General features: G+C 67.1%; 18 protein-coding genes. 10 read left to right on the plus strand and 8 right to left on the minus strand.

Annotated features, from left to right (window positions below):
* Positions 1-134: 134 nt before the first annotated feature.
* The 5 genes from P7F68_RS13000 to P7F68_RS13020 form a co-directional block, all read right to left on the minus strand.
* The gene (locus tag P7F68_RS13000) at positions 135-1,037 is read right to left on the minus strand and encodes a tyrosine-type recombinase/integrase (RefSeq protein WP_277833857.1); all 903 of its coding nucleotides are present in this window, start codon (positions 1,035-1,037) and stop codon (positions 135-137) included.
* A gap of 70 nt (positions 1,038-1,107) precedes the next feature.
* Entirely contained in the window at positions 1,108-1,752 is a 645-nt protein-coding gene (locus P7F68_RS13005) for a DUF484 family protein (RefSeq protein ID WP_002933105.1), read from the minus strand.
* Positions 1,753-1,845: 93 nt separating this feature from the next.
* Entirely contained in the window at positions 1,846-2,679 is an 834-nt protein-coding gene (gene dapF, locus P7F68_RS13010) for a diaminopimelate epimerase (protein WP_002933102.1), read from the minus strand.
* A gap of 352 nt (positions 2,680-3,031) precedes the next feature.
* Complete coding sequence (locus tag P7F68_RS13015) at positions 3,032-3,904, minus strand: lysophospholipid acyltransferase family protein (RefSeq protein ID WP_002944953.1); 873 nt, start codon at positions 3,902-3,904, stop codon at positions 3,032-3,034.
* The gene (locus P7F68_RS13020; RefSeq protein WP_277833713.1) at positions 3,901-4,833 is read right to left on the minus strand and encodes a lysophospholipid acyltransferase family protein; all 933 of its coding nucleotides are present in this window, start codon (positions 4,831-4,833) and stop codon (positions 3,901-3,903) included. Before P7F68_RS13020 ends, P7F68_RS13015 begins: the two co-directional genes overlap by 4 nt.
* 263 nt (positions 4,834-5,096) lie before the next feature.
* Between P7F68_RS13020 and metK the strand changes: the two genes are divergently transcribed.
* From metK to P7F68_RS13060, 8 genes are all read left to right on the plus strand, one after another.
* Positions 5,097-6,260 (plus strand): methionine adenosyltransferase, encoded by a 1,164-nt coding sequence (gene metK / locus P7F68_RS13025; RefSeq protein ID WP_002944946.1) that lies wholly within the window; start codon positions 5,097-5,099, stop codon positions 6,258-6,260.
* A 169-nt stretch (positions 6,261-6,429) separates the two neighbouring features.
* Complete coding sequence (locus tag P7F68_RS13030) at positions 6,430-7,506, plus strand: calcium/sodium antiporter (RefSeq protein ID WP_002932620.1); 1,077 nt, start codon at positions 6,430-6,432, stop codon at positions 7,504-7,506.
* A 223-nt stretch (positions 7,507-7,729) separates the two neighbouring features.
* Positions 7,730-9,145, plus strand: a complete 1,416-nt coding sequence (ahcY, locus tag P7F68_RS13035) for an adenosylhomocysteinase (protein ID WP_277833716.1) — start codon at positions 7,730-7,732, stop codon at positions 9,143-9,145.
* A gap of 79 nt (positions 9,146-9,224) precedes the next feature.
* Positions 9,225-10,070 carry a TlyA family RNA methyltransferase gene (locus P7F68_RS13040; protein WP_277833718.1) on the plus strand — a complete coding sequence of 282 codons (846 nt, stop codon included), beginning with the start codon at positions 9,225-9,227 and terminating at the stop codon, positions 10,068-10,070.
* 6 nt (positions 10,071-10,076) lie between these two features.
* Positions 10,077-10,919 carry a methylenetetrahydrofolate reductase [NAD(P)H] gene (gene metF / locus P7F68_RS13045; protein ID WP_002932617.1) on the plus strand — a complete coding sequence of 281 codons (843 nt, stop codon included), beginning with the start codon at positions 10,077-10,079 and terminating at the stop codon, positions 10,917-10,919.
* Positions 10,920-11,039: 120 nt separating this feature from the next.
* Positions 11,040-13,115, plus strand: a complete 2,076-nt coding sequence (locus P7F68_RS13050) for a TonB-dependent receptor plug domain-containing protein (RefSeq protein WP_277833720.1) — start codon at positions 11,040-11,042, stop codon at positions 13,113-13,115.
* A gap of 9 nt (positions 13,116-13,124) precedes the next feature.
* Positions 13,125-13,700 (plus strand): YfiR family protein, encoded by a 576-nt coding sequence (locus P7F68_RS13055; protein ID WP_002932615.1) that lies wholly within the window; start codon positions 13,125-13,127, stop codon positions 13,698-13,700.
* Positions 13,697-16,465, plus strand: coding sequence for a hybrid sensor histidine kinase/response regulator (locus tag P7F68_RS13060; RefSeq protein ID WP_277833724.1), 2,769 nt, complete (start codon positions 13,697-13,699; stop codon positions 16,463-16,465). Before P7F68_RS13055 ends, P7F68_RS13060 begins: the two co-directional genes overlap by 4 nt.
* Positions 16,466-16,483: 18 nt before the next feature.
* Here P7F68_RS13060 and P7F68_RS13065 read toward each other — a convergent pair whose 3' ends face one another.
* A complete protein-coding gene (locus P7F68_RS13065) occupies positions 16,484-17,002 on the minus strand; it encodes a YfiR family protein (protein ID WP_002932611.1) in 519 nt (172 codons plus the stop codon).
* The gene (locus P7F68_RS13070; protein WP_277833726.1) at positions 16,999-19,047 is read right to left on the minus strand and encodes a TonB-dependent receptor plug domain-containing protein; all 2,049 of its coding nucleotides are present in this window, start codon (positions 19,045-19,047) and stop codon (positions 16,999-17,001) included. The genes P7F68_RS13065 and P7F68_RS13070 overlap by 4 nt, the downstream gene beginning before the upstream one ends.
* A gap of 93 nt (positions 19,048-19,140) precedes the next feature.
* On the opposite strand from P7F68_RS13070, the gene P7F68_RS13075 reads away from it, so the two are divergent.
* A complete protein-coding gene (locus P7F68_RS13075) occupies positions 19,141-21,042 on the plus strand; it encodes a GGDEF domain-containing response regulator (protein WP_277833728.1) in 1,902 nt (633 codons plus the stop codon).
* Here the strand turns inward: P7F68_RS13075 and P7F68_RS13080 are convergent.
* Entirely contained in the window at positions 21,008-23,317 is a 2,310-nt protein-coding gene (locus P7F68_RS13080; RefSeq protein WP_277833730.1) for a putative bifunctional diguanylate cyclase/phosphodiesterase, read from the minus strand. The genes P7F68_RS13075 and P7F68_RS13080 overlap by 35 nt on opposite strands.
* Positions 23,318-23,477: 160 nt before the next feature.
* Here P7F68_RS13080 and P7F68_RS13085 point away from each other — a divergent pair, with 160 nt between their 5' ends.
* Positions 23,478-25,370, plus strand: a complete 1,893-nt coding sequence (locus P7F68_RS13085; protein WP_277833732.1) for a diguanylate cyclase — start codon at positions 23,478-23,480, stop codon at positions 25,368-25,370.
* The last annotated feature ends 13 nt before the right edge of the window (positions 25,371-25,383 follow it).

Here is a 25,383-nt window from a genome sequence, read left to right on the forward strand (position 1 = left end):
CCGTGTCGACCTATGCAGTATCGACAAAAAACCGATTTTTATTAAATGATTGTAATCAACGCGCGCAGCATAGCGGAGCAGCACGCCGTGCTCAGCCCGGAAGTACCCAACATGGGCAACCCGCCCCTCGGACCTTACTTGCGCGCGCGCGGGTGGGCCGCGTCATAAACGCGGGCAAGGTGCTGAAAGTCGAGGTGAGTGTAGATCTGCGTACTGCGGATGCTGGCATGGCCAAGCAGTTCCTGAACGGCACGCAGGTCGCCGCTCGACTGCAGCAGATGGCTTGCAAAGCTGTGGCGCAGCATGTGGGGGTGCACGTGCACACCCAGGCCCAGCACCCGCGCACGCTGCTCGAGCCGGCTGGCGATGCCGCCCGTGCTGAGCCGGCCACCGCTGCGGGTAACGAACAACGCAGGTTCGTCCGCGCGTGCAAGCTGCGGTCGCAGCGCCGACCAGCGCACCAGCGCGGCCAGCGCCTTGCCGCCGACAGGCACGCTGCGGCTGCGCTGGCGCTTGCCGGTGACGGTCACCATACCCTGCGCCAGGTCGATTCCAGTGTCGACATCGAGCGCAGCAAGCTCGGCCGCACGCAGGCCGGACGAGTAGAAAAGCTCGAACATCGCAATATCGCGAGTTTCGAGCAAATTTAACGGCTCTGGATCGAGCAAGGCCTGTGCCTGCTCGGGAGACAGCACACGCGGCAGAGGCGACGGCGAGCGCGGCGGACGCACGCCAAGCGCGGGGTTGACACGCACGTCGCGGTGACGCGCCAGCCAACGATAGAAACTGCGCCAGGCTGACAGATGACGCGAGATAGAACGCCCGCTCAGGCCCTCGCCATGAAGGCGGGCGACGAAGCGCCGGATGTCCTGCATGTCGAGCTCGGCGGGCTGGCGCTCGGCAGCCAGGCGCAGCAACGCATGCAGACCTTCGCGGTAAGCCTTGAGCGTGAGTTCGGCGGCCCTGCGCTGGCTCGCCAGCCAGTCGAGCCAGGCTTCGCCATCCGCCGGCAACGGCCCCGCTGCCGGGGACACCATTGCCCGGGCGGCCTGATCGCCTCGCCCCGCCTGCGACCGCCTGCTCATTGCATGCTCCCGCGCGCTGCGATCAGCCGCCGCGACTGACGAGCGCCGCCGCTGCGAGATCGGCGATGCGGCTCAGGTAAAGCGTGCCCATCTCGGGATAGAAGCGCTCCGGCTCGGCGCTGCCCAGCGCCAGCAAACCGAAACACACACCGCTGGCACGCAGCGGCATCAGCGCAAGCGAACGCACATGGGGCGCAGCCTCGCCAAACCAGCCCGTTGCCTCGATACTCTCGGGTGGCCCGCAATAGGGGTGGCGCAGGGCTTCCACATGCCTGCGCGCAGCCGCGCTGACCTCGTCTGCGTCCGCCTCGGCGACGCTGCCCCACAGCCTGAGACTGACGTGCGGCACCGCAAAGTCGTCCTGCAGGCTGGACACCAGCGCCTGGCGCACCGACACCGCGCTACCGGCTGCAAGCAGCATCACCGACAGCCGATGCACCTTGGTGCTGATGTCGTCGTTCTCGGCGCCAAAGCGAATGAGCTCGGAGAGCTTGACCTCGAGCTGGCGGATCTTGTCACGCAGGGCATGCAGCTGGCGCTCGGCCAGCGAGATCGCCTGCCCGCCGTGCTGTGGGTGCGGCACGGTGAGCTGGGTGAACAGCTCATGGTGCTGGTTCAGGAAATCGGGGTGCTCGCGCAGGTAGCGCGCCACATCGTCGGCATTCATCGCTCGTGTACTCCCTGTCGGGCCGCTCGGCGACCCGCTTTGTTCATGCGCGCACGCGGTGCGCGCTACGTGGTCCAGCCCGCAGCCCAGCGTTCAGTCCAGCACCATCTCTGCTTCGAAAACGCTCACCGCCGGCCCGGTCATCAGCACCGGCGAGCCCGGGCCAGCCCAGGCGATCTCGAGTTCGCCGCCACGGGTCTCGACCTTCACCGGCGAGACCAGCAGGCCGCGCCCGATGCCCGCAACCACGGCCGCGCAAGCGCCCGTGCCGCAGGCCAGCGTCTCGCCCGCACCACGCTCGAACACTCGCAAGCGCGCGTGGCCGGGGTCGACAACCTCCAGGAAACCGGCATTGACGCGGGCCGGGAAGCGCTCATGGCGTTCGATGAGCGCCCCCAGCTCGGCGACCGGGGCGGTATCGACGTCAGCCACCACCTGCACTGCATGCGGATTGCCCATCGACACCGCGGTGATCGCCACCGTTCTGTCGCCGACCTCGAGCGGCTGCACGAAGGCATCCGACTCGGACACGAAGGGAATCTTGTCGGGCGCGAATTGCGGCACGCCCATATCGACCGTCACCAGGCCGTCGTCACGCAGGCGTGGCGCAATGACGCCCGATCGCGTCTCGACGCGGATCTCGCGCTTGCTGGTGAGCCCCTTGTCATGGACGAAGCGCACGAAGCAGCGCGCGCCGTTACCGCACTGCTCGACCTCGCCGCCGTCGGCGTTGAAGATGCGGTAGCGGAAATCGACATCGGGCCGGGTAGCGGGCTCGACCACCAGCAACTGGTCGCAGCCGACGCCAAAATGGCGGTCGGCGATCGCGCGCACGCGTGCCGGCGTAAGCTCGACCGGCTCACGGGTGGCGTCGATGACGACGAAGTCGTTGCCGAGGCCATGCATCTTGGTGAAGCGCAGTTTCATCGGAAGCCTGACGGATACTATTGGAAAGATGCGCTCATGCGTACGCAGCGCAAGCCGCGATTGTCCTCCACCGCGACGACCAGCGTCCACCTCCAGCGCAGCGTAAGCGGCAAGCTCTTAGTCGGCCCACCCAAGCCGCATCGCCTTCAACCCCTCGCGGCTCGCGCCGCTCCCACGGGGGTCGATCGGCCGCGGCGGCCTGCTGTAGGAGCGGCGCCAGCCGCGAGCTTTTCATCGCCCCCCAAGCCGCATCGCCTTCAACCCCTCGCAGCTCGCGCCGCTCCCACGGGGGTCGATCGGCCGCGGCGGCCTGCTGTAGGAGCGGCGCCAGCCGCGAGCTTTTCGCACGACATCAGTAGATGCGCGGCTCGCCTTCGGGGCGCGTCTTGAAGCGGCGATGCACCCAGTAGTACTGCTCGGGCATGGTCCGAACCACGCCTTCGAGCCAGGCGTTCATGCGCCGGGTATCGGCCTCGACGTCGTCCGATGGATAGTCCGCCCACGGCTCGCCGAGCTCGAGCACGTAGCCCCCGCCACCGGGCAGCATGCGCACCACGCAGGGCACCACCGCCGCCCCCGCCAGGCGCGCCAGCCGAGGCAGGCCGGTGATGGTGGCCGCCGGCACGCCGAAGAAGGGTACGAAGATCGACTCCTTGCGGCCGTAATCCAGGTCGGGCAGGTAGTAGAAGGGGCGGCCGGACTTCATCGCCTTGACGGTAGCGCGCACGCCGTCATGGCGCGACAGCAACAGCTGATCGTTGAAGCGGCTGCGGCCGTGGTAGAGCCAGCGGTCGATCACCTTGTCCTTCTGCGGCGAGTAAACACTGACGAAGTCACCCTCCAGCGACAGCCTCGTGCCCGCCATGTCGAGGCCGACGAAGTGCGGCGCCAGCAGCAGCACCGGCCGGCCGGCGGCGCGCAGCGCCTGCAGGCGCTCGAGGCCGTCGATGCGCACGGTGGCGCGCAGGCGCTCTGCGCTCGCCCACCAGGCCAGGCCGCGCTCGAGCATGCTGCGCCCGGTGACCGCGAAATGGCGGCGGGCGAGCGCGCGTCGCTCGGACTCGGACAGATCGGGGAAGCACAAGCGCAGATTGATCAGCACCACCTTGCGCCGCGGCACCACCAGCCAGTACAGCAGCCACCCGAAACCGCTTCCGATACGGGACAACAACGACAGCGGCAGCCAGTGCAGCAGCCAGATGAGGGCAATGACCACGCGGCTCACGACCTGCCCTCCGCATCGCCGCGGGGCGGCGTTGGTGAATCGGGTGCCGCCGCATCAGCAGGCGCGCCGGCAACAGGGACGATGTCCTCGCGTTCGCGACGCGGCCCCTTGTAGCGGTTATAGCCCCACAGGTACTGCTGCGGGCACTGCAGGATCATGCGCTCGACCTCGCGGTTGATGATCGCAACATCGGCCTCCAGCTCCCCGGTGAGCGCCTCGGTGGGCGCCTGCAGGCGGAACACGTAGCCCTCGCCGCGCGGCAGGCGCTCGGCCCAGGTGTAGATCACACGCACGCCCTTGACCGCAGCCAGGCGCGCGGCCAGCGTCATCGTCCACGCCGGCTTGCCGAAGAAGGGCGCCCACACGCCCTCGCCCGCGCCCGGCACCTGGTCGGGCAGCATGCCCACCGCCTCGTGGCTGCGCAGGGTCTTGACCAGCTTGCGCACGCCCGACAGGTCCGCCGGCGCGGTGCGCATCTGGCCGCGCGCGCGGCCTGCCTCCATCAGCGGCTGCAGCACGTCCTTGCGCGGCGGACGGTAGAGCACCGTGATCGGGATCTGTGCCGCAATGCACTGCGCGGTGATCTCGAAGCAGCCCAGGTGCGGGGTGATGAAGAGGATACCGGCGCCCTCGGCGCGCGCCGCCTCGACCAGATCCCAGCCCTCGGTGCGCACTGCGCTCGCCACCACCTCGGCCGCCGGCCGCCCCCAGATGAAGGGCAGCTCGAGCGCCTGGCGACCGGCCTCGACGATGGCTGCGCGCAGCACCGTCTCGTCCTCGCGACCGAGGGCGTTGAACAGGTTCTCGCGCAGACGGCGGGCATAGGACGGCGAGGCCTTGTAGGTCAGCCAGCCCGCCCAGCCGCCCAGGCGGTGGAGGCAGGCCAGCGGCAGGCGCGAGAGCAGACGAAAGAGGGATTGAAACAGCACGGGCAGGGTCCAAGCGGGGGCCGGCAGGGGCGCATTGAGAATGCCGGCACGGTTCACCAGCCCCGAATGCTTACACACCCCGCCGTCCCGGTCTATAATCCGTGCCCTACCGCCGAGTTAACTCGACAACTTGCAGGGCGGCATGGCAGCGCGGCTGCCGTACAAATACTGCTAAAGCGTCGGCTGCTCGACGAAATCCCCGGAGCTGGCCGCAGACGCAAGGCCAGAAAAACGGGGATTTTTGCTTTTCAAGGAGTAGCAGCATGGCAGAGTTCCTCTTCACCTCCGAGTCGGTCTCCGAAGGCCACCCGGACAAGGTCGCCGACCAGGTCTCCGACGGCGTGCTCGACGCCATCCTGGCCGAGGACCCCAAGGCGCGCGTCGCCTGCGAGACGCTGGTGTCCACCGGCCTCGTCGTGATCTCGGGCGAGATCACCACCACCGCACACCCCAACTATCGCGAGATCGCGCAGGACGTCATCCGCCGCATCGGCTACGACAACTCCGACATCGGCTTCGACTACAAGAGCTGCGCGGTGCTGGCGGCGATCAACCGCCAGTCGCCCGACATCGCCCAGGGCGTGAATAACGCCAACGACGACCCGCTCGACCAGGGCGCCGGCGACCAGGGCCTGATGTTCGGCTACGCCACCAACGAGACTGCCAGCCTGATGCCGCTGCCGATCCATTACGCGCACCGCGTGATGCAGCGCCAGGCCGAGGTGCGCAAGGACGGCCGCCTGCCCTGGCTGCGCCCGGACGCCAAGAGCCAGATCACGGTGAAGTACGTCGACGGCAAGCCGACTGCGATCGACACCGTGGTGGTGTCGACCCAGCACGACCCGGACGTCACGCAGGAGCAGATCCGTGAGGCGGTGATCGAGCTGATCATCAAGCCGGTGCTGCCGCCCGAACTGATGCAGGGCAACGTACGCTACCTGGTCAACCCCACCGGCCGCTTCGTGGTCGGCGGCCCGCACGGCGACTGCGGCCTGACCGGGCGCAAGATCATCGTCGACACCTACGGCGGCGCAGCCCACCACGGCGGTGGCGCGTTCTCGGGCAAGGACCCCTCCAAGGTCGACCGCTCGGCCGCATACGCCGGGCGCTACGTGGCCAAGAACATCGTCGCCGCTGGGCTGGCCGACAAGTGCGAGGTGCAGGTCGCCTACGCGATCGGCGTGGCACGTCCGGTGTCGCTGATGGTCAATACCTTCGGTACGGGCAGGATTGCCGACGAGCAGATCGTGGCACTGGTAGGCAAGCACTTCGACCTGCGCCCGAAGGCAATCATCCAGACGCTCGACCTGCTGCGCCCGATCTACTCGCGGACCGCCGCCTATGGCCACTTCGGCCGCGACGAACCCGGGTTCTCCTGGGAGCAGACCGACAAGGCCGCTGCACTGCGCGCCGACGCCGGGCTCTAAAATAGCGCCACGAACCGCACGCCTCTCTCCGGCGACGGAGGGAGGCGTCTTTTTTGATCACCGACCCACGACCATCGAAACACCGCCACACTCGACCGCGAACGTCCTTCCACGGTAACGGTCTTCCCCGCTCCCCTGCACCTCACATCACAACGCAAGATCCTTCCCCATGCTCGAACAAACCCTGATGTTCGTCCTCGGTCTCACCGTCCTCGTCATCGGCGCCGACGTGATGGTGCGCGGCGCCTCGCGGCTGGCAGTGTCCTTCGGCGTGTCGCCACTGGTGGTCGGCCTCACCGTGGTCGCCTTCGGCACCAGTGCGCCGGAGATGGCGGTATCGGTGGGTTCAGCCCTGTCGGGCAGCCCCGACCTCGCGATCGGCAACGTGGTGGGCAGCAACATCGCCAACATCCTGCTGATCCTGGGCATTTCGGCCCTGATCACGCCGCTGCTGGTCGATGAGCAGATCATCCGCCAGGAGATCCCGATCATGATCGGCGCCTCGGTGCTGCTGGTGGTGGTGGCGCTCGACGGCCGTATCGGGCTGCTGGAGTCGATCGTGATGTTCGGCCTGGTGATCGCTTACACCCTCTTCCTGGTCGTTCAGTCCCGGCGCGCCTCCAAAGCGGTGGAAGACGAATTCGCCTCCGAGATTCCGACCTCGAACTGGGACCGCCACTGGGCCGTACAGATCGCGCTGGTGGGGGTCGGCCTGGCGATGCTGGTGGTGGGCGCAGACTGGCTGGTGGATTCCGCCGTCGCCTTTGCGCGCGCCTTCGGTGTCAGCGACCTGGTGATCGGACTGACCGTGGTCGCGGTGGGCACCTCGATGCCCGAGATCGCCACCTCGATCGTCGCCGCCATGCGCGGCCAGCGCGACATCGCGGTCGGCAACGTGGTGGGCAGCAACGTGTTCAACATCCTCGCCGTGCTCGGCGTCACCGGCATCGTCTCGGGCGCTGGGCTCCCGGTGTCGGAAGCCGCGCGCAACTTCGACCTGTGGGTCATGCTGGCGGTGGCCTTCGCCTGCCTGCCCATCATGATCACCGGGCGCGAGATCGCGCGCTGGGAGGGCGGCGTGTTCCTCGCCTACTATGCCGCCTACACTGCCTGGCTGGTCCTGCAAGCGCAGCAGCACGCCAGCCTGCCGGCGTTCTCGAACGTGATGCTGGGCTATGTGTTGCCGCTGACCGTGGTCACGCTCATCGTCAGCATCGTGCGCGACAACGGCCGCACAAGCCGTTGACGCGTATATAATCTGTGCTTTCCGAGGAGCGCTGCGAGGCGCCCGCCGGCACTGCCGGCCGCGGCCCCCAGGCTCGGACCCCGCCGCCCGGCGGGTTGCAGTACAACGGCGCTCACCCTGCTAATCGTCTTCAACCCTGCCGGGTTCGGGATGCCGGGTGAGCCCTCGCAGCCAGTGTCGCTGCCCGCCCGCATCGCAGCCCGGCCATAGCATGGAGCTTCACATGAACGCTGTGGCTGACACCAACTTCACCGACTACGTCGTTGCCGACCTCTCGCTCGCCGACTGGGGGCGCAAGGAAATCCGCATCGCCGAGACCGAAATGCCCGGTCTGATGGCAATCCGCGAGGAATACGCCGCCAGCCAGCCGCTCAAGGGCGCACGCATCACCGGCTCGCTGCACATGACCATCCAGACCGCGGTGCTGATCGAGACGCTGACCGCGCTCGGCGCCCAGGTGCGCTGGGCCTCGTGCAACATCTTCTCGACTCAGGACCACGCCGCCGCCGCCATCGCCGCCGACGGCATCCCGGTGTTCGCGGTCAAGGGCGAGTCGCTGACCGACTACTGGGACTACACCCACCGCATCTTCGAGTGGTCGGACGGCGGTTACTCCAACATGATCCTCGACGACGGCGGCGACGCCACGCTGCTGCTGCACCTGGGCGCGCGTGCCGAGCAGGACATCTCCGTGCTGGCCAATCCGGGCTCGGAAGAGGAAACCATCCTCTTCGCCGCGATCAAGGCCAAGCTTGCCACCGCCCCCAACTGGTATTCGACCCGCCTGGCGCAGATCAAGGGCGTGACCGAGGAGACCACCACCGGCGTGCATCGCCTGTACCAGATGCACGCGCGCGGCGAGCTCAAGTTCCCGGCGATCAACGTCAATGATTCGGTGACCAAGTCCAAGTTCGACAACCTTTACGGCTGCCGTGAATCGCTGGTGGACGGCATCAAGCGCGCCACCGACGTGATGATCGCCGGCAAGATCGCCGTGGTGGCCGGCTACGGCGACGTGGGCAAGGGCTCGGCCCAGGCCCTGCGCGCGCTGTCCGCGCAGGTGTGGGTGACCGAGATCGACCCGATCTGCGCGCTGCAGGCGGCGATGGAAGGCTACCGCGTGGTGACCATGGAGTACGCTGCCGACAAGGCCGACATCTTCGTCACCGCCACCGGCAACTACCACGTGATCACCCACGGTCACATGGCGAAGATGAAGGACCAGGCCATCGTCTGCAACATCGGCCACTTCGACAACGAAATCGACGTCGCCAGCGTCGAGCAGTACCCGTGGGAAGAGATCAAGCCGCAGGTCGATCACATCATCTTTCCCGACGGCAAGCGCATCATCCTGCTCGCCAAGGGTCGCCTGGTTAACCTCGGCTGCGCCACCGGCCACCCGAGCTATGTCATGTCGAGTTCCTTCGCCAACCAGACCATCGCGCAGATCGAGCTGTTCACCCGCACGGCCGACTACCCGGTGGGCGTGTATACCTTGCCCAAGCACCTCGACGAAAAGGTCGCCCGCCTGCAGCTGAAGAAGCTCAACGTTCAACTGACCGAGCTCACCGACGCACAGGCGGCCTATATCGGCGTGCCCAAGGAAGGCCCGTACAAGACCGACCAGTACCGCTACTGAGCGCCCTCGACGCAACGGCTGTGGGGCGGCGCACGCGGGTTTCCCGCGGCGCCCCACAGCCCATGACGAGCCCTCCGCGATGAGCATGAACTCCTTCCACGCCCGCCAGGGCAAGCCGAAACCGGCCGCGCAGGGCAAACACCCTGCCGACCGGCACGGCCTGCTGCGCGTCGACCAGCTGCTGGTGGCGCAAGGGCTGGCGGCCTCACGCACGGCAGCGCGTGCGCTGATCGACGCCGGACGCGTCAGCCATGACGGCAAGCCGGTCACCAAGCCGGCGCTGGAGCTGCCGCCCGACGCCCGGCTCAAGGTGGTTGCGGACGACAGCGACCGCTTCGTTTCCCGTGGCGCACTCAAACTCGAGGGCGCGCTCGCGCGCAGCGGGCTGGACGTGCGCGGTGCACACTGCCTGGACATCGGCCAGTCCACCGGCGGCTTCACCGATTGCCTGCTGCAGGCCGGTGCCGCAAGCGTGGTCGGCGTCGAGGTCGGCCACGACCAACTCCACCCCCGCCTGCGCAAGGACAAGCGCTGCGTCACGCTGGAAGGCCTGAACGCGCGCCAGCTCGGCGTGGCCGAGCTCGGCGATCATCGCCCGGCACACGGCTTCGACCTACTGGTGTGCGACGCCAGCTTCATCTCGCTCGCGCTGCTGCTACCGCAGTGGCCCGCGCTGCTGTCTCCTGCCGGCCATGTACTCGCCCTGGTCAAGCCGCAGTTCGAGGTCGGCCCTCAGGGGCTGGGCAAGGGCGGCATCGTGCGCGACACGACACTCTATGCCGGCGTCGAGCAGCGCCTGCGTAAGGCCGCACACGAGGCCGGACTGATCATCCTCGACTGGTTCGATTCACCCATCACGGGTGGCGATGGCAACCGCGAGTTCTTCTTCCATGCCATCCGCACACCGGATGTCCACGACACCTGACACGCCATGAACACCGAACTCTCGATCGAATTCTTCCCCCCGCAAACCGCCGAGGGCGCCCACAAGCTGCGTGCCACCTGCGCACAGCTCGCCGCCCTCGAACCCGCCTTCTTCTCCGTCACCTACGGCGCCGGCGGCTCCACGCGCGAGCGTACCTTCTCCGCGGTCAAGGAGATCGCCGCCGCTGGCCATGAGGCAGCCCCACACCTGTCGTGCATCGGCTCCACCCGCGACAGCATCCGCGACATCCTGCAGGAGTACGCAGACGCCGGTATCCGCCGCATCGTGGCGCTGCGCGGCGACCTGCCCTCGGGCGCAGGCGCTGCGGGCGAGTTCCGCTACGCCAATGAACTGGTCGAGTTCATCCGCGCCGAAACCGGCGACCGCTTCAGCATCGAGGTTGCCGCCTATCCCGAGTGGCACCCCCAGGCCAAGAGCCCGAAAGACGATCTTGCCGCTTTCAAGCGCAAGGTCGACGCCGGCGCCAACTCGGCAATCACGCAGTTCTTCTACAACCCGGACGCCTACCTCAACTTTGTAGAGGCGGCGCGCAAGATGGGCATCACCATCCCGATCGTGCCGGGCATCATGCCGATCGTCAGCTTCAGCAAGCTCGCCCGCTTCGCCGATGCCTGCGGTGCCGAGATCCCGCGCTGGATGCGCAAGAGCTTCGAGAGCTACGGCGACGACAGCGAATCGATCCGCGCCCTCGGCCTCGATGTGGTCACACGCCTGTGCGAACGGCTGATCGCCGAAGGGGTGCCCGGGCTGCACTTCTACAGCATGAACATGGCCGGGCCGACCATCGAGATCTGCACCCGGCTGGGGCGCAGCCTGCGGCAGGACTGACCCGGCGCCGGCGCGAAATGATGTGCTGCGTGAGTTTCTTGCTTAAGGAACCCGGCACGGATGGCGTAAATTGATGTCCAGGGGCGCCGACTGCCGCGACCGCCCCGAGACAGCCTGGCAATGAACGACACCACACCGCCATCGACCGCCCCGCCCCAGCGCGCCAGCGCGACAACCCAGCGCGGGTGCGCTGGGGTGCCCGCGCCGGGCGGCCGGCTGCGCCGCGCGCTGCTGCTTGCGGTATTGGCGTCGGCCGCAGCCCGTCTCGATGCGCGTGATCTCGAGGAACTGCTCACGACGCCGGTGCCACGCCCGAGCCCGTTCGAGGTGATCAAGGCCGAACCTGTGGTCGGCGCAGCGAAGTACGAGCAGCGCCAGAGCGAGGTTGCCGCAGCGGCAACGGTGATCAGCCGCGAAGAGATCCGCAGCTTCGGCTGGCGCACCCTGGACGAGGCGCTCGCGACCCTGCCTGGTGTATTCAAGACCTACGACCGCCAGTACAGCTACCTCGGCGTGCGCGGCTTCGGCCTGCCCGGCGACTACATGACGCGGGTGCTGCTCACCATCGACGGTGTGCGCGCCAACGAGCCGCTGTATGACAGCGCCCCCCTGGGCAGGACCTTTCCGCTCGACCTCGACCTGGTCGAGCGCATCGAATTCATCCCCGGGCCCGGTGGCGCCCTCTACGGACAGAATGCGATGTTCGGCGTCATCAACGTCGTCACCCGCAAGGGGGCGGGGCTCGACGGCGGCGAACTGGCGCTCTCGCTGCAGTCTCCTCGAGCCACTCGCGAGGGCCGCGTGAGTTGGGGCAAGCGCCTGGACAACGGCGTCGACCTGCTGATCTCGGCCTCGGCCCTGCGCTCGGACGGCGAAGACCTGACCCTCGCCTTCGGCGACGGCGAACGGGGCATCGCGCGCGGACTGGACGGCGAGCGCGACGACGAGTTCCTGTTCAAGGCCAGCCGCGGCCCGTGGTCGTTCACCCTCATGCATGGCGACCGCCTCAAGGACGACGCGGTCGCCACCTACGGCACCGACCGCTTCTCACCCGGCAGCTTCCAGCGCGACCGGACAACGTTTGCCAATCTCGACTATCGCGACACCTTGTCGGCCACCCTGTCGATCTCGGCGCGCCTGTTCGCCGGCAGCCACCGCTACGACAGCACCCTGATCTATTCCGGTCAGCCCTATGGCTATCCGGGCCTGGCCGACTGGCAAGGCACCGAAGTCCAGCTGCTGTCGACCGCGTTCGCCGCACACACGCTGATGCTGGGGCTGGACTACCAGCGCAACAGCCGTATCGAACAGCACGTCGTCGATTTCTCCGACACATCCTCCACAAGCAACTGGCGTGACCGTCGCAACAGCTACAGGCTTGGGCTCTACGCCCAGGACGACTGGCAGATCGGCGAGGACGTGACGCTGACCCTCGGTCTGCGCATGGATCGCAACGACCACATCGGCACTCGCCTGAGCCCGCGCGCCGGCCTGATCTGGCACACTGCGCCGCGGACCACGCTGAAGCTGCTCTACGGCCGTGCCCACCGCGCACCGAACGCCTACCAGAGCTACTACGCTGACGGCGACTACATGGAAGCAAATCCGGACCTCGGCGGCGAAACGGTCGACACCGTCGAGTTGTCGATCGACCACCGCATCGGTCGCGCACTGCATCTGCGCGCCTCGCTCTACCAATGGCAGGTCGATGACCTCATCGCACTGAGCGAGGGCCAGGACGGCATCGTCCAGTACCGGAGTGCAGGCAAGCTCAGCAGCCGCGGCCTCGAGCTCTCCGCCGAGCAGGCGTGGCACAACGGCGCCCGCCTGCGCGGCAGCGTCTCGGCGCAGAACACCGTCGACACCGACGGCGCCTGGGTGCAGAACTCGCCACGCGTTCTCGGCCGCGTCAACCTCTCCAGCCCCTTGCCCCGCACCCGCCTGCGCACTGGCGTGGAACTCGCCTATGACGGCATGCGCCGCACCGCCAACGGCGAAACGGTCCCGGCACACTGGCTGGCCAACCTGCATGTCGTCGCCGAGCGCTGGATTCCTGGTGCCGAGTTGTCGCTGAGCGTGCTCAACCTCTTCGACAAGGACTATGCCCACCCCGGTGCAGGTGAGCGCACTCATCAGATGCATGCCATCGGCCAGGACGGCCGCAGCATCAGGCTGCGTCTCGACTACCGCTTCTGACCCGCGCACATGGGCTCACGACACCACGCCTTCAAGACCCTCCGTGCCGGTGCGAGTCGCGCACTCGCGGGCCTGCTGTGCGGGATCTCGCTGGCGGTGCTGCCCGCAGCCGCAGGCTTCGCCCAGGCGCCGGAAGGAGACGACGAGTACAGCCTCAAAGCCGCCTTCCTGATCAACTTCGCCAGCTTCGCTACCTGGCCGGACAGCCATCGTCCGGCACTCCATCTTTGCATCTACGGCGAGGACCCGTTCGGCGCACACCTCGATGCGCTCGAACAGCGCACCGTCGGCACCCGCCCACTGCAGATCCGGCGCACCTTGCGGGTCGACGGCCTGGGCGGCTGCGACATGGTGTTCATCACCCGCTCGATGATCGGCAACCTGAATCGCGTGCAGGACCGGATCGATGGCCTTCCCGTGCTCACGATCGCCGACAGCCCGGGCGCGATGCAGAAGGGCGTCATGCTCAACATCGAAACCCTGGGCAACCGCATTGGTTTTTCCGTCAACCTTGCCGCAGCGCGCAACCACGGCGTGGGGCTGAGCGCCCGACTGCTCAAGCTCGCATCCGAGATCCAGCAATGAACCTGCAGTCTCCCTCCCCTGACCATGAGCAGCGCATGACGCTCGGCGAGAAACTGCGCCGCGTCAGCCAGCGCGCGCTGGGCGCTGCCGTGGCCCTGCTGGCCGTGCTGATCACGCTCGGCGGCCTGGTGATCAGCGCACTCGCACTCGAGAGCAACACCCGCGTGATGGCACGCGTGCTCGCCGACAACGCCGCCGCAAGCCTGATGTTCCTCGACAACGCCTCGGCTGGCCGCATTCTTACCGCGCTGGAGCACCTGCCCGACGTGCGCGGCGCGGCCATCTTCGACGTCGACGGCGCAGAGTTCGCCCGCTTCGGCGAGTTCACCGCCCAGGGCCGCAAGGCGTACAGCCTGGCCGCCGAGCAGGCGCGTTTCGATCTCGGCACGCTGCGCATGACCCAGCCGATCATCGAGAACGGCAACGTCCTGGGCGTGCTCGACCTCGACCTCGACCTGCGCCCGCTCTACATCCAGGTCTTCGCCCATGGGTCGATCGCCGCGCTGGCCGCCGCGCTTGCGCTGCTGCTCGCCACCCGCACCCTCAGGCGGCTGAACCATGCGGTGCTGCAACCGCTGTCGTCACTGTCGTCACTGATGGACAAGGTCGCACACGACGAGGACTACAGCGCACGCGCAGCCCCAAGCAGCGTCATCGAACTCGACTCGCTGGCCGCCGGCTTCAATCGCATGCTCGGCCAGATCGCCGAGCGCGATGCGCGCCTGGCCGCCCACCGGGAGCAACTCGAGGACGAGGTCGCCAGCCGCACCGAAGAACTGCGCCGGGCCAAGGAGGCGGCAGAAGCGGCCAGCCAGGCCAAGAGCGACTTCCTGGCGACGATGAGCCACGAAATCCGTACGCCGATGAACGGTGTGCTGGGCATGACCGAACTGCTGCTCGACAGCGGACTGAACCAGGAGCAGCGTCATTTCGCGGAGGCGGTGGAGCACTCCGGCCGCCACCTCCTTGGCATCATCAACGACATCCTCGATTTCTCCAAGATCGAAGCTGGCCATCTCGAGCTCGAGGCGGTGGAGTTCGAGCTCGGAGATCTGCTCGAGGGCACGCTGGCGATGTTTGCCCAGCCCGCCGAGAAGAAGGGCCTGGAGCTGGTCGCCGACCTGCCAGCCGAGGTCCGCCGCAGCCTGCGCGGCGACCCCTTCCGCTTGCGCCAGGTCATCGGCAATCTGATCAGCAACGCGGTCAAGTTCACCGCCCGCGGCGAGGTCGTCGTGCGTGCCCGCCTGCTCGACGAGAGCGAGCATGACTGCCACTTGCGCATCAGCGTCGAGGACACGGGGATCGGCATCCCGGTCGATGCCCAGCAGCGCATCTTCGACCAGTTCTCACAGCTCGACGGCTCCACCACGCGCCAGTTTGGCGGCACCGGGCTGGGCCTGGCGATCTGCCGCCGCCTGCTCGGATTGATGCACGGCGAGATCAGTCTCGACAGCGCGCCGCACGAGGGCGCACGCTTCCACGTCGACCTTGTCCTGCCCAAGGGCCTCAGCAGCCCGGCGTCACTGCGCAGCAACGTCGAGCTCGCCGGAATCCGCGCACTGGTGGTGGACGACAACGCCACCAACCGCGAGATCCTGCTGCGCCAGCTGCGGGCCTGGGGCATGCAGGTCGACTGCGCGGCGGATGGCGATGCTGCGCTCGAGTTGCTCGCACGCACGGCGGCGGCGGGCGAACAGGTCGACATCGCGGTACTGGACATGCACATGCCACGCATGGATGGCCTGAGGCTTGCGACCGAGATCCGCAACACGCCGGCGCTTGCCGCCATCCGCCTGGTGGTGCTGACCTCGAGCTACTCCAGCGCAAGCGTGCGCGAACGTGAGCGCGCGGGCATCCTGCGCTGCGTGCACAAGCCGATCCGCCAGGCCGAGCTGCACGAGGTACTGTCGAGCGCACTGCGCGCACCCGGCCAGCAGGCCGCCACCAGGGCACAGGCCGACGCCGCGGCGGCGTCACTTACCGGGCGCGTGCTGCTGGCGGAGGACAACCCGGTCAACCGCCATGTCGGGCAGGCCATGCTCGAACGCCTCGGCCTGTCGGTGTGCTTCGCCGAGAACGGCGAGGAGGCCTTGCGCCTTGCATCGAGGGAAGACTTCGATCTCATCCTGATGGATTGCCACATGCCGGTGATGGATGGCTACGAGGCCAGCGCGGCGATTCGCGCGCAACACCGCCAGCCGCGCGTACCGATCGTGGCCCTGACGGCGAACGTGATGGAAGGTAACCGCGAGCGCTGCATTGCCGCCGGCATGGACGACTTCCTGGCCAAGCCCTACGCGCAGGAGCAACTGCGGGCCATGCTCAAGCGCTGGCTGGCCGCGCCATCGGCCGGCACGCTCCCCACAGCCCCGCCCGTTGCAGCTCCGAGCGCTCCTGAAAGCGCGCAGGCGGTGATCGATCCTGCCTTCATCGAGCAGTTCCGCGCCCTCGATCCGAACGGTGGCATGACGCTGGTCCAGCGCATCCTCGGTGTCTTCCTCGAAAGCAGCGACCCGCTGCTCGCGGCGCTCGAGCAAGCCGTTGAAGCAGGCGATGGCGCGGGGCTGCGCCAAGCCGCACACAGCCTCAAGTCGAGTTCGGGGAATATCGGAGCAAGATCCCTTGCCGCGCTGTTCAAGGAGTTCGAGATGATGGGCAAGAACGGGCGCGCGGAGGAGGCGCACGCAAGGCTCGACGAACTACGCCACGAGTACGCCCGCACGCTCGACGGAATCCGCAGGCTGCAGCAGACGCTTGGCCATTGAGCCTGACGCCTGCCCTGTTCAATCGGTAGGAAGGCGCACCTTACGAGCCAGATCGAGCAAGGCGGCACCCGGTTTGAGACCGGCGCGCCGGCAGCGCTCGACATCGACCTCGAAGGCCAGCCGGCTGCCTTCGGGAACGATGCGGATCGCGACGTCCTGCAGCGACGGCGCATCGCTGACCGTCAGCACCGGCGCGTCGCCCAGCGCGTCGACGATGCGAGACAGGTTGGCCTGTTCGCCGGCGCCAACGAAGAGCACATCGCAATCGCGGATCGCCGACAGCGCCGCGAGAGGCACCGCCGATACCACGCGTCCATGCAGGACCTTGCCCTCGAGTCGCCGCATCGCAAGCGCAAGCTCATCGTCGCCAAGAACACAGAGATTGAAGCTTGTCCGCGCCGACGCGGGCCACTGCGTAAGCGCAGCAAAATTGTAGGCGTAGGTCGCCTTGAGCTCATGCTCGGGAACGGCCTGGCCCCGCGCCCCCGACACGGCGGAGACGACCAGCAGCAGGCAGGCGAGCGCGCGCAACCTCATAGCGCGTAGCCGAGTTCCAGCCACAGGCTGCGGCCATCCATGCGCAGACTGTCCTGCGCCACGCCGCTGTCGGGCCGCCAGCCGAGGCCGGAAACCGTCTCATAGCGGCGGTCAAACAGGTTGCGTACGGTCAGGGACGCGAATACGCCATGCCAGGCCTGTTCGGTGGAAAGCGTCAGGTTCGCGAGCGTGACGCCACCGAGCATGCGCCGCTCGCGCGTCAGGCGTGGACCGAGATACTGCATCTCGAAACCGGTGCGCAGCGCTTCGCCCGGCAGCAGAAAGGTGAAATTGAGCTTGCCGAGCAGGTCGGGCGAATTGACCGCATCGCGCCCATCGACGTCGCGCACATGCTGTCGGGCAAGGCTGGCGCGCAGGCGGGCCGCTCGCGCCCACAGGTGCTCGATCTCGACTTCGGCGCCGCGCGCCCAGCTGCTGCCTTCAGCAACGTAGTCCTCGACCGCTGCGCTATACACCGGCAGATCGCTCCGCCGATAGTGGTACAGGGAGCCGGTCACGCGGGTTTGCGGCGACAGCTGGTGCTGCAGCACCCACTCGGTGGCGGCGACATACTCGGGCACGGCGGTGTCACCGGATGTCCAGCGATCGTTCGCATTGGGCATCTTGAAGGCCTCGCTGTAGGAAACCTTCACCGACGTGCGCGCGTCGGGGGACCAGATCAGCGCCACACGCGGACTGAGATTGCCGTCGAGATCGTCGGCGTCGTCATAGCGTGCGCCGATGTTCAAGGTCCAGTGCTCACTCCAGCGATAGTCGTCCGCGAAGTAGACACTCGCCGTCCGGCGCGACAGCGCGCCCTCGTTCTGGCTCAGCACCTCGCGGCCCGGTGACAGGTAGCGCACGCTGAAGGCCTGACGGTGGTCCTTGCGCAGTTCCGCCCCGAAAACCAGGGTGTGCCCGGCGAACCAGCGCCCGACGAACTTCTGGTCGAAGCGCCACCAAGCGCCCTTGTAGTCGCGGACACCGAATTTCTCGCCGTCGAAGTAGCCATAGGGCACACCGGCAGCATCGTTCTCGCACGACACGATCCGCGGCTCGTCCTCTGCACACTCTTCCCTCGCATACTCGCGTTCGTTCCAGTACGCGTAGCGGCCCAGCATCAGACTGGACGACGAATGCAGCCGCAGGCCCAGATCCGTCTCGTGGCGCACGCCTATGAACGCGCTCTCGTCCCGGATCGGGAAGGGGGTGTTGAACGCGGTGTACTGCGAGGGGTTCGTCGGCACGCCCTTGCTGCGCTCGACCCATGCCCCGTGCACCGTCCACCCGGACCACGACAGCTTGCCGAACACCCTTTGGTTGCGCTCGCCGTCGCGGCCCTCGGCGACGCCGCGGTTGGTGGCGGGGGTATCGTAGGCGGGGAAGTAGAGATTGCGGCCGTCGATGTCGAGCATCGACGCCGAGAGCAGGACCTCCGCACCGCTCTCGAGCCGCTTGCCCCAGGTGGCGCGCTGACCGCTGGCGCCCTGGCTGGAGAACTGGGCGGACACCCGCGCGCCGTCAAAGTCACGCCCCTTGCGCGTCACCACATTGATGATGCCAAGCAGTGCGTTGTTGCCGTAGGTGACCGATCCGGTCCCCGGCACATACTCCACGCGCTCGACCAGTTCGAGGTCGATCAGGCCTGACTCATCGATGAAGGCCTGGTCGAAGAGATTGTCCTGGACCGCATAGCCATCGACGAGCAGCATCACGCGCCCCGCGTAGTCCTCGGCATCGCCGAAGCCCCGGCCACCCATGTACTGATAGCGACGCTCATCGGTAACATAAAGGCCGCGCATGCTGGCAATGACCTCGGCCAGCGTACGATAGCCGTAGGCGCGGATGTCATCTGCGGTGACGATCGCCACCGCGGACGGCGCATCGCTCACCTGGCGTGCAAGCCGCGAGGCGGAGATGAAGTCGCGCTGCAACAGCGCCTCGAGCGGCAGCGCGGTCAGGTCTTGCGCTGCCGCAGCCCCCCCGGATGCCGCGAACAGGATGCCGAATCCGGCCAAACAGACCTTCAGACGGCGGAAGATCACGGTCGCAGCGGCTCCTCTCTTCGAATTTGCATAATGCACACCCTTTGAATCAGGTATTTTATCAGCCTCTGCAAGGGCCCAAGCTCGCTGACGATGAAGAAGCTCGAACAAATTCCGCTGGATGGTGATCTGCCCAGCCCGAAAGGCGTAGCGCTGGCCATTCTCGACCTGTGCCGCCGGGAAGACGCGACCTTCACCGACCTGGCGCAGCTTGCCCAGACCGACCCCGCGCTCGCAGGCAGGCTGCTGCGCCAGGCCAACTCCGCGGCAATGGGCGGCGGGCGCCCGGTGGCGTCGGTACTCGAGGCGATCCGCCGCCTCGGCCTGGGCACCGTACGCAACCTGGCACTGGGCTTTTCACTCGTCGACCAGCATCAGAATGGCCCCTGCCAGGGTTTCGACTACCAGTCGTTCTGGTCACACTCCTTGTTGATGGCAATCGCCGTCCAGCAATTCGGAACGACGATGAACCTCGGGTCGGGCGAAGAACTGTTCGCCTGCGGGCTGCTTGCACAGGTCGGCCGCCTGGGGCTGGCCACGGTATACCCGGCCGCCTATGGCCGCCTGCTGCAGGATACCGACGCACACAGCCCGCTCGTCGAGCGTGAACGCGAGCACCTGCACACCGACCACAACGAACTGACCGCAGCCCTGCTGACCGCATGGGGCATCCCCAGCGCACTGGTGGAACCGATCTACCACCACGAAGCCCCCGAGGCCTCCGGCTTCCTGGCCGGCTCGAGACCGCAGCAACTGGCCAGCGTCTTCCACTTCGCCCGCTGCATCGCCGACCTCGGCCTCGCGCCGGAAAGCGAATACGGCAACCGCAGCGCCGCACTGCTGCTGCTCGGCGGCAAGCTGGGCCTGGATGCCGATGCGCTGGACCACGCGATCAACGAGCTGATGCCGCGCTGGCGCGAGTGGGGCAACCTGCTCAAGGTCCCGGCGGCAGCGCTGCCCACCTTCGCCCAGATGTCCGCCGCAGACGCGCGCCGCCCCGAACTGTCCGGCACCCCCACTGCCCTGCGCGTGCTGCTGGTGGATGACGATGCCACCTCGCGCTGCATCGTCGAGAGCGTGCTCCGCGACGTGCTTGGGCATACGGTCATCAGTGCCGGAACAGGTGCGGAGGCACTCGCAGTCGCGGTAGACGCGCAGCCCCACATCGTCATCACCGACTGGATGATGCCAGGCATGAGCGGCCTCGAGCTCACGCACGCGCTGCGCGCCACCGAGTGGGGGCAGACGATGTACCTCATCATGCTCACCGGACTGGACGCCGAAGACGAGATCGCCGAGGCCTTCGAAGCCGGCGTGGACGACTTCCTGACCAAGCCGGTCAATGTGCGCACCCTGCGCGCCCGGCTGCGGGCCGCGGGCCACTACGTGCAGCTGCTCGAGGCCTGGGAGCGCGACCGCGCACAGCTCAAGCAGTTTGCCGCCGAGCTCGCGATCAGCAATCGTCGTCTCGAGCACACGGCCATGACCGACCTGCTCACCGGCCTGCCCAACCGGCGTGCCGGCACGGACGCGCTCGCCAAGGCCTGGCCGGCGGCCAGCCGCTCCCAACAGCCGCTCTCGGTGCTGGTGCTCGACATCGACTATTTCAAGCGCATCAACGACACCCACGGCCATGCAGTCGGCGACAAGGTTCTGGTCGCGGTCGCCCAGGAGCTCCAGCGCGCGGCACGCAAGAACGATGCCGTATGCCGCTGGGGCGGAGAGGAGTTCCTGATGATCTGCGAGAACACCGACCTCAAGGCCGCACTGCTCGCAGCGGACCGGCTGCGGCGCACGGTCGAGTCGATGAAGATCGACGCGGGAGGGAGCCCAATTCGCACCTCGATCAGCATCGGCGTGGCCAGCCGCGAAGCGTCGATGATCGATGCCGACAGCCTGGTCAACGCCGCCGATCGCGCGCTCTACCGCGCCAAGGAGTCGGGGCGAAACCGCTCGTGCATCATCGTGCAGGGGCAGTTGCGCTGCCTGCCGTGAGTTGTGCAGCCTCAGACGGCAGCGACACCGCCGACGGCAGCATGGCCGGCGCGAACAGCCAGCCCTGGAAGCGTTGGCACCCCATGCCAACGAGCAGTTCGAACTGATCCTCGGTTTCCACACCCTCGGCGACGACCTCCAGCCCAAGCGTGATCGCCAGGGCATGGATGGTCGCGCAGATCTCACGGTCTCCGGCGTCGGTCGCAATGTCCCTGACGAAGGCCTTGTCGATCTTCAGTTCCGTGATCGGCAACAACTTGAGTTTGACCAGGGATGACTGCCCCGTACCGAAATCGTCCATCGACAACTTGAAGCCGGCGCGGGACAAGGCCTCGACGGACGGCAGCATGCGATCCTCCAGGAGCTGGGTCTCGGTCACCTCGAGGACGAGATCCGCGGCAGCGACGCCGGCTGCATGCACAATCTGGGCGTAACGCTGCGCAATCTCCGCTTCGATGAGCTGGCGTGCCGATACGTTCACCGATACCGGCGGTACCCAGCGCCCCTGCGCACGCCAGGCAAGGATCTGCCTGCAGGTCGTCTCCAGCACCCACTCCCCGATCGCGACGATCAGGCCACTTTCCTCGGCGATGGGAATGAACTCGTCCGGCGGCACCGGCGCTCCGTCCACCGTCCAGCGCAGCAGCGCCTCCAACCCAACCAGATTGCGCAAGGCGTCGTACTGCGGTTGATAGACAACATGAAACTCGAGGTCCGGTCGCGCAAGGCGCAGCCTGTTGCGCAGCTCGAGCTTGCGCCGGGTGACCTCGGTATAGGCCTCGATATAGAAGCGATAGGTGCCACGCCCGGCGGACTTGGCTTCGTTGAGTGCCGAGTCGGCGTTACGGATGAGCTCGACCGCATTGGCGGCATCGTCGGGATACAGGCTGATGCCGATGCTCGCGCCGACGATCTGTTGCGCCATGGCTGCATCTGCCCACGGACAGTCGACCCTATCGAGCAAGGCTTGAGCAAGGGCCGCGACATCGGTGCGCGAGTGCATCCGCTCGACCATCACCATGAATTCGTCGCCGCCCATGCGCGCCAGCGTTGCATCGCTGCGCAGGCAGGACTGCAGGCGCATCGCGGTCTCACGCAGCAGGCGGTCGCCGAAACGATGGCCGAAGGTGTCGTTGACCTGCTTGAAGTGGTCGAGATCGATGAGCAGCACCGCCACCTGCCCCCCACTCAGCGCCGCCTCGCGCAGGCTGTGTTCGAGACGATCCTCGAACAGGCGGCGATTGGGCAGTTCGGTCAGAGTGTCGAAATTGGCGAGTCGGTACATCTGCGCCTCGTTGCGCAGGATGGCGTTCTCAGCATTGCGCAGGCGTTCGAGAACACCGACCACCAGGGTCTGGCGCACGGTCGTCAGCGTGAGCGCCAACAGACAGCAGGCAAAGATGACGCGCTGGGCCACGCCGGCATCGTCCCCGCTGCGCAAGAACAGCAGCACCAGGCTCAACAGCGCAAGTGCCATGGCCGCCAAGGGCAGGTAGGCCATCGTACGCTCGCGCCAGCATTCGTCGCCGCGTAAGTCGGCCTCGATCCGGAAGCGACAAGCACCCAAACCGAAAAGCACCGCGGACAGGGTGAATGCGGCATTGAAAAGGCTGCCAGGCACCAACGCGTCCTCCAGTGCCAGAAGGTTCCAGTGCATCCAGCTCAGACCGTAGGTTGTCGTTCCCACAAGCACGAGCAGATGGAAGCGATCAGGCCTCAACTGCAAGGCGGGCACCACCAGCACCGCGAGTCCTGCAGCCAGCAGGAACAGGACAGGATAGAGCGCCAGCACGATCAGGCTGCCGAAGGCCAGGTCGGCCCCGGAAGGGAAGTAAAGGGTGAGTACGGCCGCCATGAGGGCACTCATGGCCCCCCCGATGTCGAGCAGCGACGGCAACAAGCGCTCGCGTGGCAAGCCCCTGACGAGCGCGGCCAACCAGCCTGCCGCCCACGCCACCGGCGCAAGCAGAAACACTGCATCCGCCGGCGCCGGGAATGGATTCCACCCCGACGCCACCTGCACCATCCAGACCAACTGCCCCGCGAAGATCATCAAGGCACCGGCAAACAGACCTATCCGCAAGGGTCGGTCGATGACCCTTGCGCCCGCCAGCCCCCGCCAGGCGAGCCATGCAGATCCACCAAAGGCAAACGTCCACTGCAGGTTGTCGAAGATGCTCGCCCACATGGCCGACGGTGCCAGCCGTGCGGCAACGACGAGCGCAGCCATCACGGCGACCCATCCAACGAAGACGCTGCCTCCCCGAACCGTCATCAGCCCCTCCAGCCCCACAACCCGCGGCCGTCAGGCCTGTGCTGCAATCCTACTCCAAGTCCTGCCCATCGCTGCTGCTGCCGGATCCGCGCTGCGCGCCTATCGGCGGATCGGTTATGCTGCGCGGTCTCCACGAACATCGCATCGCGTCAACCTCAAGATGAGAAAGCTCGAGCGCATTCCGCTGAACGGCAAACTCCCCAGCCCGAAGGGCGTAGCGCTCGCAATTCTCGACCTGTGCCGCAGCAGTGATGCCGACTTCAAGGACATCGCCCGCGTCGCCCAGACCGACCCCGCCCTGAGCGGCCGTCTCCTGCGCCAGGCAAACTCGGCGGCCAGTGGCGGACGTTCCGTTGCTTCGGTTACCGATGCGATCGCCCGCCTGGGCCTGGGCACCGTGCGCAACCTTGCGCTGGGCTTCTCACTCGTCGATCAACATCAGGACGGCCCCTGCCCCGGATTCGACTACGCAGGCTTCTGGTCCCACTCCCTGCTGATGGGCGTTGCGATGCAGGCCTTCGCGAGCGTGTCCAGCGGCGGCGCCGCAGACGAACTGTTCGCCTGCGGCCTGCTGGCACAAATCGGCAGGCTCGCCCTGGCGACGGCCCACCCACAGGAATACGGTGCACTGCTTGCCCACCCGGACGCTGCAAGCCGGCTCGTGGAACTGGAGCGCGAGCACCTGCACACCGACCACACCGAGCTCTCCGCTGCAATGCTCGCCGACTGGGGCCTGCCGATGGCCCTGGTCGAGCCGATCTACTACCACGAATCACCCGACGACTCGGGCTTCGCCCCCGGCTCCAGGCCGCATCAACTGGTGCACCTGTTCCATCTCGCACGCTGTGTCGCCAACCTTGGAACCGCCTCGGAACACGAGCGGGGCGAGCAGATCCCCGGTTTGCTGCTGCTGGGCAGCAAGTTCGGCCTCGATGCCGACGAGATGGGGCGCACCATCGACAGCCTGATGCAACGCTGGCGCGAATGGGGCGAGCTGCTCAAGGTATCGACCGCTGCGCCGCCCGCCTTCGCGCTGATGACGGACGCCCAGGCAAAGCGCGGAACCAACGAATATGCAATGCGCGTGCTGCTGGTCGAGGATGACGCCACCACACGGACAGCCCTGCACGCAGCACTGGAGAAGAACCTGGGGCATCAGGTCACCTGCGCGTCGAATGGTCGCGAAGCGCTCGCGCTCGCACTCGAGACCATGCCTCAGGTTGTCCTGACCGACTGGCAGATGCCGGGGCTGAACGGGCTGGAGCTGTGCCGGGCACTTCGCGCATCGGAGTGGGGGCGGACGATGTACATCGTGATGCTCACGGCCAGCAACAACGAGCAGGAGGTCATGGAGGCCTTCGAGGGCGGCGTCGACGACTTCCTCGCCAAGCCGGTAGACATGCTCATGCTGCGCGCGCGCCTGTTCGCCGCCCGCCACCACAACCAGCTACTGGAAGACTGGGACCGGGACCGCGCCAAGCTGAAGCAGTTCGCCGCCGAACTCGCGATCAGCAACCGCAGGCTCGCCCATGCGGCAATGACCGACCTGCTGACCGGCCTGCCGAACCGACGCGCGGGCATGAACAGCCTGTCCAAGGCATGGGCGGCAACCGACCGCTCGGGTGAAGCACTGGCCGTGCTGGTGCTGGACATCGACCACTTCAAGACGATCAACGACACCTATGGCCACGCCATCGGTGACACGACCCTGCGTCAGGTAGCCCAGGCGATCGAGCGCTCGGCGCGCAAGAACGACAGCGTCTGCCGCATGGGCGGCGAAGAATTCCTGGTCATCTGCCCCAACACCGACATCAAGGCAGGCCTGCTCGCTGCCGAGCGCCTTCGCCGCGTCATCGAGAACCTGCGCGTCGACACGGGAAAGAGCATGATCAGTGTCACCGTCAGCATCGGCGTGGCCGCGCGCGAGCCGAAGATGACCGACACCGACAGCCTGGTCAACGCAGCGGACCGCGCCCTCTACACGGCCAAGCACTCGGGGCGCAACCTGAGCTGCGTCTGGGTCAACGGCAAGCAGCGCTGCGGCCCCTGGTAGGACCCGGCCACTT

Source organism: Thauera mechernichensis (assembly GCF_029588855.1).
Taxonomy (GTDB): Bacteria; Pseudomonadota; Gammaproteobacteria; order Burkholderiales; family Rhodocyclaceae; genus Thauera; species Thauera mechernichensis.